Genomic DNA, 12,665 nt, shown 5'->3' with positions numbered 1-12,665 from the left:
CCGGCGGGCGAGTTCTTCGACTCGACCTTGATGGTCCCCGCGACGATGTCGTCCTGAAGCTTCTTCAGGTCGTCGGTGAGACCGGCCGGCAGCTTCGACTCGAAGTCGTGGAAGCTGGAGAGCTTGACGCCCTCGTTCTTCAACGTGCCCACGTAGGGAGTCGGGTCGAACTCGCCCTTGGAAGCCGCGATCGTCGCGTCGTAGACGGCGACGTCGATCGCCTTCATGATCGACACGAGCGTGATCGAGGCGACGTTCGGGTCGGCGACGGCGAGGTCGCTGTCGACGCCGAGCATCAGGGTGTTCTTGCCGCTGTCGGCGATGGCCGCCGCCGCGCTCTTGTAGATGGGGCCACCGACGGGGAGGATGACATCGACGCCCTGGTCGAGAACGCCCTGCGCGGTCTGCTTGGCCGTGTCGTTGGCGTCGAAGGCCCCGGTGAACGAGCCCTTCTGGTCAGCGCTGTCCCACCCGACGACCTGAACGTTGGCGCTCTTGTCCTCGTTGTACTTCTTCACGCCCTGCTCGTAGCCGTCCATGAAGACCGCGACGGAGGGGATCTGCATGCCGCCGAAGGTGCCGACCTTGTTCACGCCGGCCTGCGCCGACCACGCCGCAGCCGCGTAGCCGCCCAGGTAGGCCGCCTCGGCGGTGTTGAAGACGAGGGGCTTGATGTTCGGGGCGTCCGTCTTGCCGTCGAAGTCGGTGTCGGCGTAGTCGTCGATGATCGCGAAGTTCAGCGCCGGGTTCGCCTTGGCGGCCGCGACCGTCGCGGCGGCGAGCTTGAAGCCGACCGAGATGATCAGGGTGCAGCCCTCAGAAATGGCGGTCGTCATGTTCGGCGCGTAGTCGTTGTCGTTGGTCGACTCGAACTCGACAGCCTTGATGCCGAGCTCGCCGACGGCCTTGTCCATGCCGTTCTTGGCGGACTCGTTGAACGACTTGTCGTCCCAACCGCCCGCGTCCGAGACGAGGCAGGGCTTGAAGCCGTCCACGACGGTGCCGCCGGCGGCGGCCGAGCCGGAGCCTGCGGGGGTCGGGGCCGAGCCGCAACCGGCCAGGGCGATGATGAGCCCCGCGGCAGCTGTGATGCCGGCGAGCTTCTTGGTGGTCGAGATGGTCAATGCAGCCTCCACATTGATAGACCCGCGGATTTCGCGGGCGCACGGATCGAAGTTACCTACTGTGACGTGGGATTTGCACGCTGCACACCCGGGTGCGGGCGAAAGGTTACAAAGACGCAATCAAGCCGACACGAACGCGGCATCCTGCCTCGCGCTGTGCGCTCAGAGGACGTCGCCGCGACCGGTGAGCTTCAGCGCGTCCACGACGCCCTTCACGCGCTGGGCGTGCTCGCTCGTGGTCACCAGGAGCGCGTCGGCGGTGTCCACGACGACGATGTCCTTCACCCCGATCAGACTGATCACGCGGTTGGTGTGGCTGACGACGATGCCGCTCGCGGCATCGGAGAGGATGCGCGCGTTCTCGCCCAGGATCGCGAGATCGTTCTTGCGTCCCCCGCTGTTGAGTTTGGCGAGGCTGGCGAAGTCGCCCACGTCGTCCCAGTCGAAGTGACCCGGTACGACGGCCAGGCGCCCCTTCTCGGCGGCGGGTTCGGCCACGACGTAGTCGATCGCGATCTTCGGCAGCTTGGGCCAGATCCGGTCGACGGCGGGCCCCCGCCGTTCGCGGTCGTCCCACGCCTCGGCGAGCTCGAGCAGCCCCGCGTGCAGCTCGGGGTTGTTCGCCTCGATCTCAGCCAGGAGCACATCGGCGCGCGAGATGAACATGCCCGCGTTCCAGAGGTAGTCGCGATCGGCGAGGTACTGCTTCGCCGTCTCGAGGTCGGGTTTCTCGACGAAGCGCTCGACGAGCGACGCGTCGCGCGCGCCGTCGACGATGAGCTCGCCGCCGCGCTTGATGTAGCCGAACCCGACGGCAGGCTCGGACGGCGAGATGCCGACGGTGCAGATATAGCCCTCGCGCGCGACCTCCACCGCGTCACGGACGGCGAACTCGAACACCCGCGTGCCGCGGATCACGTGGTCGGCGGCGAACGATCCGATGATGACGTCCGGCTCGCGTCGGTGCAGGATCGCGGCCGCCAGACCGATCGCCGCAGCGGAATCGCGCGGCTCGGACTCGAGGAACACGTTGCGATCGGGGATGCCGGGAAGCTGGTCCTCCACCGCGGCACGGTGAGCGCGCCCCGTGACGACGGCGATGCGGTCGGCACCCGATAGAGGCGCGAGACGGTCCCAGGTGTCGCGCAGGAGGGAGTGCCCGGATCCGGTCAGGTCGTGGAGGAACTTGGGGGCGTCGGCGCGCGACAGCGGCCAGAGGCGGCTGCCGACACCGCCGGCGGGAATCACGGCGTAGAAATCGTCGATCGGATCGGCCATGCCGCCAAGGCTACCGGGCCGGGCGTGACGGACCGATTTCGTGAAGAAGGCCGTTTCGTTCCGAATCTCTCGATATCGAGAGAACTTAGGCTCGCCTTCGTCGCCCTGCTCTCGAACGCCGACTTAGGATGAGAGTGCGCCCGTGTGCGACGCCGAGGGTCCAGTGCCGTTGTGAACCCCGGGGCCGATGTCAGCCCCCGCCGTGCCGAGGTGTCCGTTCACACCAAGGGAGGACGACCGTGTCTGCACCAGCACGCGTCACACCGTCGGTAGCTCAGACCACGTCCAAGACGCCGCGCGGAACGCTCTACCGCGGCAACGAGGGCATGTGGTCGTGGGTGCTGCACCGCATCACCGGCGTCGCCATCTTCTTCTTCCTGCTCGTGCACGTGCTCGACACGGCGCTGATCCGCCTCTCCCCCGAGGCGTACGACGCGGTCATCGGCACGTACAAGAACCCGATCATGGGCTTTGGCGAGGTCGCCCTCGTGGCGGCGATCGTCTACCACGCCTTCAATGGCCTGCGCATCATCGCGGTCGACCTGTGGCCGTGGGCGACCCGCCACCAGCGCCAGCTGTGGTGGGGCGTGCTGGGCCTGTGGGTCGTGACCGTGGGCGGATTCGCCGCGCGCCACATCCCCATCGTGCTGTCGAACATCGGAGGCGGTCACTGATGTCCACCCTCACCCCGAGCAACGATCAGACCATCCCCGCACCGCGCTCCCCGCAGGTGCGCAAGAAGGGCGCCAACCTCGAGAAGATCGGCTGGATCTACATGCGCGCCTCCGGCGTGCTGCTGGTCGTGCTGATCTTCGGGCACCTCTTCGTGAACCTCATGCTCGGCGAGGGCATCCGCGGCATCGACTTCGCCTTCGTCGCGGGCAAGTTCGCGAGCCCGTTCTGGCAGGTCTGGGACGTGCTGATGCTCTGGCTCGCCCTCATCCACGGCGCGAACGGCATGCGCACGATCGTCAACGACTATGTCGTCGGCGCCACCACCCGCAAGGTGCTGGTGTGGGCTCTGTGGATCGCCGCAGGCTTCCTGATCGTGCTCGGCACCCTCGTCGTCTTCACCTTCGACCCGTGCCTGGGCGTGGAGAACTCGACGACGGACTGGCTCATCCAGATGTGCGCCGCGCGCTGAGCGCGCGCACCACGACGCTCATGACGACGCAGAAGACAAGGCATCCCTGACGTGACTACCCAGCAGCATCCCGAAGCCGTACTCAAGGACGGCGTCTACTACCACGAGTTCGACATCGTCATCGTGGGCGCCGGCGGCGCCGGCATGCGCGCCGCGATCGAGGCGGGCCCGGGCGCCCGCACCGCCGTGATCACGAAGCTCTACCCGACCCGGTCGCACACCGGGGCGGCGCAGGGAGGCATGGCGGCGGCGCTCGCGAACGTCGAAGAGGACTCCTGGGAGTGGCACACCTTCGACACTGTCAAGGGCGGCGACTACCTCGTCGACCAGGATGCCGCGGAGATCCTCGCCCGCGAGGCCATCGACGCCGTCATCGACCTCGAGAACATGGGTCTGCCCTTCAACCGCACCCCCGAGGGCAAGATCGACCAGCGCCGCTTCGGAGGCCACACCGCCGACCACGGCAAGACGCCCGTGCGTCGTGCGTGCTACGCCGCCGACCGCACTGGTCACATGATCCTGCAGACGCTGTTCCAGAACTGCGTGAAGCTGGGCATCAACTTCTTCAACGAGTACTACGCGCTCGACCTCATCACGGTGAAGGATGCCGACGGCAACACCCAGGTCGCGGGCGTCGTCGCCTACGAGCTGGCGACCGGCGACCTGCACGTCTTCCACTCCAAGGCCGTCATCTTCGCCACCGGCGGCTTCGGCAAGATCTACAAGACCACCTCGAACGCCCACACCCTCACGGGCGACGGCGTCGGCATCGTGTGGCGCAAGGGCCTGCCCCTCGAAGACATCGAGTTCTTCCAGTTCCACCCGACCGGTCTCGCGGGCCTCGGCATCCTGCTCACCGAGGGCGCCCGCGGCGAGGGCGCGATCCTGCGCAACGCCTCGGGCGAGCGGTTCATGGAGCGCTACGCGCCGACCATCAAGGACCTCGCCCCGCGCGACATCGTCGCCCGCTGCATGGTCAAGGAGGTCCTCGAGGGTCGCGGCGCCGGTCCCCACAAGGACTACGTGTACCTGGACTGCACCCACCTCGGTGCGGAGGTGCTGGAGACCAAGCTCCCCGACATCACCGAGTTCGCCCGCACCTACCTTGGCGTCGACCCCGTCACCGAGCCGGTGCCCGTGATGCCGACGGCTCACTATGCGATGGGCGGCATCCCCACCACCAACAACGGCGAGGTGCTGCAGAACAACGACACCGTCGTCCCCGGCCTGTACGCCGCCGGCGAGTGCGCCTGCGTGTCGGTGCACGGCGCCAACCGTCTCGGCACCAACTCGCTGCTGGACATCAACGTCTTCGGAAAGCGCAGCGGCCGAAACGCCGTCGAGTACGTCCAGACGGCCGATTTCGTCCCGCTGCCGGAGGATCCCGCCAAGGAGGTCCGCGAGATGCTCGAGGGCCTGCGGAGCAACACGGGCACCGAGCGCATCGCCGTGCTCCGCAAGAAGCTGCAGGAGGAGATGGACGCCAACGCCCAGGTCTTCCGCACCGAGGAGACCCTGACCAACGTCATGGGCACGATCCACGACCTGCGCCAGCGCTTCAAGAACGTGCACATCGACGATAAAGGCAAGCGCTTCAACACCGACCTGCTCGAAGCGGTCGAGCTCGGCTTCCTGCTCGACCTCGCCGAGATCGTCGCCTACGCGGCCCGCAACCGTCGCGAGAGCCGCGGTGGCCACATGCGCGAGGACTACCCCGACCGCAACGACGAGCAGTACATGCAGCACACGATGGCCTACCTCACCGGCGACCCGCACTCGCCCGACCCGGAGGACCACATCAAGCTGGACTGGAAGCCGGTCGTCTTCACCAAGAACGACAAGGGCGAGTTGAACTACCCCCCGATGGAGAGGAAGTACTGATGTCGACCGCCATCGTCGAGCAGGACGTCGTCGCCGAGACGACCGGTGAGGCCCCGATCCAGTCGTACCTCGTCACCTTCATCATCCGCCGTTTCGACCCGGAGACCGACAGCGAGCCGCGCTGGGTCGACTACGACGTCGAGATGTACCCGACCGACCGCGTGCTCGACGCGCTGCACAAGATCAAGTGGGAGGTCGACGGCTCGCTCACCTTCCGTCGCTCGTGCGCCCACGGCATCTGCGGCTCCGACGCGATGCGCATCAACGGCCGCAACCGCCTCGCTTGCAAGACGCTGATCAAGGACCTCGACATCTCGAAGCCGATCTACGTGGAGGCCATCAAGGGCCTGCCTCTGGAGAAGGACCTCGTCGTCGACATGGAGCCGTTCTTCGCGTCGTACCGCGAGGTGCAGCCGTTCCTCATCGCCAACAGCAAGCCCGAGGCCGGCAAGGAGCGCATCCAGTCGATCGTCGACCGCGAGATCTTCGACGACACCACCAAGTGCATCCTGTGCGCCGCGTGCACCTCGTCGTGCCCGGTGTTCTGGACCGACGGCCAGTACTTCGGCCCCGCCGCGATCGTCAACGCGCACCGGTTCATCTTCGACTCGCGCGATGACGCGGCGACCACGCGCCTGGACATCCTCAACGACAAGGAAGGCGTGTGGCGCTGCCGCACGACCTTCAACTGCACCGAGGCATGCCCCCGCGGCATCGAGGTCACCAAGGCGATCGCCGAGGTCAAGCAGGCCGTCATGCGCGGCGGTCGCTGAGTCCGCCGGCCACCGACCAGCAGAGCGGATGCCGGGACCGTAACGGCCCCGGCATCCGCTCTCGCTACGCTGATCTGGTGACGGATTCGTCGGAACGCGCGGATGCCGCGTGGCGTGCGCGCTGGGAGCAGTCGCCCCTGCGGGAGCGCCTGGACGAGCCGATCGAGCGCGCGACGGAGATCACGCGCAAGACGCTCGGGTGGTTCCCGATCCGCGTATGGCGTCATTTCCTGCGCGCCAACGGGTTCCTGCTCGCCGCGGCCATCAGCTACCAGTCCCTGTTCGCGATCTTCGCCGTGATCTACTTCGGCTTCGCGATCGTGGGCATCTGGCTCGGGGGCAGCACTCAGGCCATCGCCGGACTCATCCATATCCTCAACCTCTACATCCCGGGCCTCATCGGGCGCGAGGATGGCCAGGGGCTGGTGAGCGAAGCCGACGTCGCCCAGATCGCGCAGGAGTCGGCGAGTGTGCTCGCTGTCACGGGTGCCGTGGCGTTCATCGCCGCGCTGTGGACGGCGATCGGCTTCGTCACGTTCACCCGGCGCGCCGTGCGCGACATCTTCGGGTTGCCGTTCGACACCCGCAGTTACGTGCTGTTGAAGGCCAGGGACTTCTTCGCGGCCGCCCTGTTCGGACTGGCGCTGGTGATCGGCGCGATCCTCGCCAGCGTCGCTGCGGGTGCGATCGAGCTGCTGTTCCAGCTGTTCCCGTGGCCGGACTACTCGGACTGGGTGTGGGTGACGGGCCGCATCGCCTCGGGGGCGGTCGCCTTCGCGATCAACACCGCTGCCATCGGGGCGCTGATCCGCTTCCTCACCGGAACCTCGTTACGGTGGCGGCTGATCCTCCCCGGCGCCGCACTCGGCGGCGCCGCGATGGTGGTCCTCCAGTACGGGGCTGGAATCCTCCTCTCCTACTCCCCCTCCAACCCGCTGCTGGCGACGTTCTCGGTCTTCGTCGGATTCCTGCTCTGGTTCCGTTTGGTGGGCATCGTGATCCTCGTCGCGGCGTCATGGGTCGCCCTCACGGCGCAGGACGCGGACGTGCCCATCGAGCAGTTGTCGGCGGACGAGCAGCGGCGTCGCGAGCACGCCGCATTGCTGATCGCCGCGCGGGTGCGCGTGCGCGACGCCCATCTCGCGCGCGCCGAAGCACCCTGGTGGCGGCGTTGGCACGAGACGCGTGAGCTCCGGCGCGCCGAAGACGACCTCGCGCGGGTCGAGGCCGACGCTCCCTCGCCCCCGCGCGGCCTCCTCGGCTGAGGGCCGCGGAGGCGCGTCGCGTGTCGGCGGCGCTCGTTAGGGTTGACGGGTGCCCCGAAACCTGCGCGTCGCCTCCGTCAATGTCAACGGCATCCGTGCCGCCGCCCGGAAGGGCATGCTCCCGTGGCTCGAGACGGCCGACGTCGACGTGCTGACTCTGCAGGAGGTGCGCGGAGAGGCGACGCACCTCGCCGACGCTCTGCCCGGGTGGCACATCGTCAACGACGAAGCGCTGGCGAAGGGTCGCGCCGGTGTCGCGATCGCGGCTCGCGAGCCGATCGACATCTGGCGCATCGAACTCGGCGACGACACCCTCGATTCCCGCGGACGTTGGGTCGAAGCCGACATCGACGTCGCCGGCGAGAAGGTGACGATCGTCAGCGCGTATGTCCACACCGGCGAAGCCGACACCGAGAAGCAGGTGGCCAAATACGCGTTCCTCGACGCGATGGAATCCCGGATGCCGAAGCTCGGCGAGTTGGCCCTCATCACGGGCGACCTCAACGTGGGTCACCGCGAACTCGACATCCGCAATTGGCGGGGCAACGTCAAGAAGGCGGGCTTCCTGCCCCGCGAGCGCGCGTACTTCGACCGCTTCACGGGCCCCGAAGGCGAACAGGTCGTCGGCACGGACGGCACCACCGGCACGGGGCTCGGCTGGGTCGACGTGGGACGCCGGTGGGCGGGTGAGGTCGACGGCCCCTACTCGTGGTGGTCGAACCGCGGCAAGGCGTTCGACACCGATACGGGCTGGCGCATCGACTACCACCTCGCCTCGTTTGCACTCGCGGAACGCGTGGTCGACTATCGCGTCGTGCGTGCGCCCTCCTGGGACACGCGGTGGAGCGATCACGCTCCCGTGGTCGCCGACTACGCGTTCTGAACTGTCCGGCGGAGCTGTCGGCCCCGGCGGGCGGCGGGACCCCGGCATCCGTTCTCTAGACTGGGACGATGACCAGGCCCCGCCTCTACTCCGGAATGCAGCCCTCCGCCGACTCCCTCCAGATCGGCAACTACATCGGGGCCCTGCTGCAGTGGCGTGACCTGCAGGAGGAGTACCAGGCGTTCTTCTCCGTCGTCGATCTGCACGCTCTGACCCAGCCGAACGATCCGGCGGAGCTGCGGGAGAAGACCCGGCGCACGGCGGCGCAGTACATCGCCGCCGGCATCGAACCGTCGAAGTCGACGCTGTACGTGCAGTCGCACGTGCGCGCCCACGCCGAGCTCGCCTGGGTGCTCTCGACCATCACCGGATTCGGTGAGGCGAACCGCATGACGCAGTTCAAGGACAAGTCCGCGCGGTACGGCGCCGACCAGACGAACGTCGGTCTGTTCACGTACCCGGTGCTGATGGCCGCGGACATCCTGCTCTATCAGACCGACATCGTCCCGGTCGGCGACGATCAGAAGCAGCACGTCGAACTCACCCGCGACCTCGCAGAGCGCTTCAACTCCCGCTACGGCCAGACCTTCCGCATGCCGATGCCGGTGATCCAGCAGGACACCGCGCGCATCTACGACCTGCAGAACCCCACCGCCAAGATGAGCAAGTCGGCCGAGTCGGATGCCGGTGTGCTGTGGATGCTGGATGACCCGGCCGTGTCGGCGAAGAAGATCATGCGTGCCGTCACCGACAGCGAGGGCGTGGTCCGCTACGACAAGGAGAACAAGCCCGGCGTCTCCAACCTGCTGGTGATCTATGCGGCCCTCACCGGACGCCAGATCCCCTCGATCGAGGACGAGTACGCGGGCCGCGGCTACGGTGACTTCAAGAAGGGGCTCGCAGAGGTGGTCGTGAACGAGTTCGGGCCCGTCCGCGCGCGGGCACTCGAGCTGCTCGATGATCCCGCCGAACTCGACCGCGTGCTCGCCGCCAACGCCGACCGAGCCGCCGAGGTCGCGGATGCGACCCTCGCCGACGTGTACGCGAAGGTCGGACTCCTCCGCCGCCGCTGACAACCGTCGCGGGTTGCGGTTGCCGCGAGGCTTGCCCACGGTCCCGTACTCAGTCTGCATGGTGGTCGAGCTTTCCGAGACTGCGATGTTCCGCGCACGTCACGCTCGCAACAATCGTCGCAGACTGAATATGGCGACCCGGGCTGCACCGTCCACGCCGCGATCCCGTCCAGCCCGCATCGCACGACGCTCCTGCGCGTCCGACGCCGCCGGTGTTCCGTATTCAGTCTCTGATGCATCCGCCGGGCGTTGCACCCGGCGGATGTCTGCGAGGTGCGAGAGTGCGACGAGGCGGCAGACTGAATACCGACCGCGCGGCGAGACCGCCCCGCGCACCCGAACGGTCGGAACGACTGGGGGCGCCGCGCGGTGGAAGAGGTCAGCCGCGACGATTGGCGAAGATCAGACCGCGCAGCGCACTGGCGACGTCCTCGAACCGGTACAGGATGTCCTCCGCCGTCAGCCTGAGCACGGTGAATCCGAGCGCCGCGAGCGCGCGGTCGCGTTGGTAGTCGACACGCTGCTGATTCCAGTCGCTGTGGAACTGCTTGCTGTCGCACTCGATGATCAGCCATCCGTTCACCAGCAGATCCACACGACCGACGCCGTCGATGCTGACCTGCAGATCGACGTCACAGCCCCACCGGCGAAGCAGGAGCCGCACGAGTGTCTCCGTTCCCGCTTCCGCACGGCTGTCGATGAAGGGCCGGATAGCCCTGAAACGCGCCGGGACCGCGCCGAAGACCTGGTCGAGCTGATCGACCGCGACTATGCCGAGGTGGATGGCACTATCCAACGTCGCCACCGCGAACCGCGCCTCCTGACAGCGGATCGCGTGCGACAGAGCATCCACGATGTCGACCGCACCCGATGTCGGCGGTTCGGTCAAGGCGTGCCAGTGCAGGACCAGGTCGCGGCGCTGCGCCGCCGGGCCCAAGGCACCGCCCCCGACGACCGGACGCATACGGCTGTCGCCGCGCTCCATATGGACGTGAAGTCTGGTCGAGTCGGCAACGAACACGCCACACTCGGACAAGAGCGAGAGACAGCCCAGCCTGCCCCCGACGTGCGCGGCTTTGCGCAGAGCCTCCGGCGCGTCTCCGCGAACGTAGTGTCCCTTCCTTGCGCGGACGAGCTGACCGCCCTCGAGGCTCGCTCGGATCGCGCGGCTCGTCATCCCTGCCGCGCGCAACTCGGCCCGCGTCCACACATCGAACATCGCGCCAGCCTTGTCATCGCACGGTCGGAAAGCAGCCGCCCCTGACAATCAGTGGACAGTCCGCGGCGGGCAGCAGGTGGGGAGGATGTCTGTGCGTTCTGGCGGTGACGGATGCCGCAATAGGGGTGTTCCGTATTCAGTCTCCGCCGCCGGGTCGCACTCGAGCGACCGCAACAACTCGCGGCGCGTGCGGAGGTGACATCCCTCCGAGACTGAATACGGATCGCGAGAGCCGTCGTCGGGGTCGGCGCGAGCCGCTGCGGGCGCGGGCCGTCCCCGTACCCGTACACGCCCGGGCAGGCGGGCAGGAGACCGCGCGCGCGGGCGGATAGGCTCGCGGCATGCAACCGGTGACCCTGCGGACGGCGCGACTCGAGCTCTCGCTGCCGACCGAGAACGACGTCGACGCGATCTACGCCGCCTGTCAGGACGAGCTGATCCAACGCTTCACGACGGTGCCGTCGCCGTACGAGCGCGCGCACGCCGAGGGGTTCGTCGACAAAGTCGCGGGCTGGTGGGATGCCGAGACGGAGGCGACCTGGGCGCTGCGCCACGACGGCATGCTCGCCGGCATGATGGGCCTGCATCGCCTCGGCCAGGGATCCGGCGAACTGGGCTACTGGATGACGCCCGCCGCGCGCGGTCGGGGACTGGTCGTGGAGGCGGCGCAGAGGGTGATCGACTGGGGCTTTTCTTCGGACGGACTGGGATTGCAACGGATCGAGTGGCGCGCCGTGGTCGACAATCCCGCATCGCACCGCGTCGCGCAGCGACTCGGATTCCGCTACGAGGGCCGGGTACGCTCCGCTCTCGTCAACGGAGCCGGCGTGCGCGCCGACGGCCTCATCGCGGGCTTGCTCGCCGACGATGAGCGCGCCCCACAGGTGTGGCCCGCCGCCGGCTGACCCCTGACGCGGTGTCGGGGCGCAGTGGCAGGATGAGGCCATGCCCGAGATGCCGGAGGTGCAAGGTCTCGTCGACTTCCTCGCCGAGCGCGCGACGGGACGCACCATCACGAAGGTGACGGTCGCCCACATCGCGGCGCTCAAGACCTACGACCCGCCCATCGACGGCCTCGTCGGGGGCCGCATCAGTGAAGCCCGGCGCCACGGCAAGTTCGTCGACCTGGCGACGGATGCCGGCATCCATCTCATCTTCCATCTCGCCAAGGCCGGTTGGCTGCGCTGGTACGAGACGGTTCCCGACACGGTGATCCGACCGGGCAAGACGCCGATCGCGCTGCGCGTGCGCCTCGGCGACGGCGCCGGATTCGACCTGACCGAGGCCGGCACCAAGAAATCGCTCGCCGTCTACGTCGCTCGCGACCCACAAGATGTCCCCGGTATCGCCCGCCTCGGTCCCGACCCGCTCGCGGAGGAGTTCACGCGGGATGCACTCGCCGGCCTTCTGGCCGGTCGGCGCACCCAGATCAAGGGCGTGCTGCGCGACCAGTCGATCGTCGCCGGCATCGGCAACGCGTACTCTGACGAGATCCTGCACGCCGCGCGCATGTCGCCCTACGCCCTGGCGGCCGGTCTTGCCGACGACGAGGTCGACCGGCTCTACGACGCGATGCGCACGACCCTGACGGATGCCGTCGCCACGGCGTCCGGCAAGCCGCCCGCCGATCTGAAGGACGCGAAGCGCCGTGGCATGGCGGTGCACGGCCGGCGCGGCGAGGCGTGCACGGTGTGCGGCGACGAAGTGCGCAGCGTCTTCTTCGCGGACAACTCACTGGAGTACTGCCCCACCTGTCAGACGGGCGGAAAGCTACTCGCCGACCGGCGGCTGTCGCGGCTGCTGAAGTAGCGCAGCGTCCCTTGCGACCGACATGGAATGAAAACGTCGTCGGGGCGTTGAGTAGGATCAAGTGCAAGAAACGTGCTCCGGGGTCGGTGTGAATCCGAACCGGCGGTGACAGTCCGCGAGCCCCTCTCACGAGGGGTTGATCCGGTGGAACTCCGGGACCGACGGTGATGCATGACGGTTCGACAGAACCCGATCGCTAGTCCGGATGGGAGGCAG

General features: G+C 67.8%; 12 protein-coding genes. 9 read left to right on the top strand and 3 right to left on the bottom strand.

Features of this window, described 5'->3' with window-relative positions:
• A partial coding sequence (locus tag ABS64_RS07190) for a BMP family ABC transporter substrate-binding protein (RefSeq protein ID WP_292682214.1) occupies positions 1–1,124 on the bottom strand: 1,124 nt, incomplete at its 3' end.
• A gap of 162 nt (positions 1,125–1,286) precedes the next feature.
• Positions 1,287–2,402 carry a mannose-1-phosphate guanylyltransferase gene (locus tag ABS64_RS07185; RefSeq protein ID WP_061681831.1) on the bottom strand — a complete coding sequence of 372 codons (1,116 nt, stop codon included), beginning with the start codon at positions 2,400–2,402 and terminating at the stop codon, positions 1,287–1,289.
• Positions 2,403–2,641: 239 nt separating this feature from the next.
• Here ABS64_RS07185 and sdhC point away from each other — a divergent pair, with 239 nt between their 5' ends.
• The 7 genes from sdhC to trpS all read left to right on the top strand — a co-directional run bounded on the left by sdhC (position 2,642) and on the right by trpS (position 9,421).
• Positions 2,642–3,076 carry a succinate dehydrogenase, cytochrome b556 subunit gene (gene sdhC / locus ABS64_RS07180; RefSeq protein ID WP_005048122.1) on the top strand — a complete coding sequence of 145 codons (435 nt, stop codon included), beginning with the start codon at positions 2,642–2,644 and terminating at the stop codon, positions 3,074–3,076.
• Positions 3,076–3,546: a succinate dehydrogenase hydrophobic membrane anchor subunit gene (locus tag ABS64_RS07175; protein ID WP_061681832.1), complete on the top strand. Its 471-nt coding sequence runs from the start codon at positions 3,076–3,078 to the stop codon at positions 3,544–3,546. Before sdhC ends, ABS64_RS07175 begins: the two co-directional genes overlap by 1 nt.
• Positions 3,547–3,597: 51 nt before the next feature.
• Entirely contained in the window at positions 3,598–5,427 is a 1,830-nt protein-coding gene (gene sdhA / locus ABS64_RS07170) for a succinate dehydrogenase flavoprotein subunit (RefSeq protein WP_061681833.1), read from the top strand.
• The gene (locus ABS64_RS07165) at positions 5,427–6,200 is read left to right on the top strand and encodes a succinate dehydrogenase iron-sulfur subunit (RefSeq protein ID WP_005048113.1); all 774 of its coding nucleotides are present in this window, start codon (positions 5,427–5,429) and stop codon (positions 6,198–6,200) included. The genes sdhA and ABS64_RS07165 overlap by 1 nt, the downstream gene beginning before the upstream one ends.
• Before the next feature lie 77 nt (positions 6,201–6,277).
• Positions 6,278–7,465, top strand: a complete 1,188-nt coding sequence (locus ABS64_RS07160; protein WP_036288353.1) for a YihY/virulence factor BrkB family protein — start codon at positions 6,278–6,280, stop codon at positions 7,463–7,465.
• 49 nt (positions 7,466–7,514) lie between these two features.
• Positions 7,515–8,348, top strand: a complete 834-nt coding sequence (locus ABS64_RS07155) for an exodeoxyribonuclease III (RefSeq protein WP_036288350.1) — start codon at positions 7,515–7,517, stop codon at positions 8,346–8,348.
• Positions 8,349–8,416: 68 nt separating this feature from the next.
• Positions 8,417–9,421, top strand: coding sequence for a tryptophan--tRNA ligase (gene trpS, locus ABS64_RS07150; protein ID WP_292682207.1), 1,005 nt, complete (start codon positions 8,417–8,419; stop codon positions 9,419–9,421).
• Between the two features lie 379 nt (positions 9,422–9,800).
• Here the strand turns inward: trpS and ABS64_RS07145 are convergent, their stop codons facing one another.
• Positions 9,801–10,406 carry a DUF559 domain-containing protein gene (locus ABS64_RS07145; protein WP_231477183.1) on the bottom strand — a complete coding sequence of 202 codons (606 nt, stop codon included), beginning with the start codon at positions 10,404–10,406 and terminating at the stop codon, positions 9,801–9,803.
• 575 nt (positions 10,407–10,981) lie between these two features.
• Here ABS64_RS07145 and ABS64_RS07140 point away from each other — a divergent pair.
• Together ABS64_RS07140 and ABS64_RS07135 are read left to right on the top strand one after the other, a co-directional pair.
• Positions 10,982–11,545, top strand: a complete 564-nt coding sequence (locus ABS64_RS07140) for a GNAT family N-acetyltransferase (RefSeq protein ID WP_036288341.1) — start codon at positions 10,982–10,984, stop codon at positions 11,543–11,545.
• Between the two features lie 40 nt (positions 11,546–11,585).
• Positions 11,586–12,449, top strand: a complete 864-nt coding sequence (locus ABS64_RS07135; RefSeq protein ID WP_288119050.1) for a DNA-formamidopyrimidine glycosylase family protein — start codon at positions 11,586–11,588, stop codon at positions 12,447–12,449.
• Positions 12,450–12,665 lie beyond the last annotated feature (216 nt).

Source organism: Microbacterium sp. SCN 69-37 (assembly GCF_001724435.1).
GTDB lineage: Bacteria > Actinomycetota > Actinomycetes > Actinomycetales > Microbacteriaceae > Microbacterium > Microbacterium laevaniformans.
The sequence above is the reverse complement of the archived record's forward strand: the minus strand, read 5'-3'. Positions and strand labels throughout refer to the sequence as shown.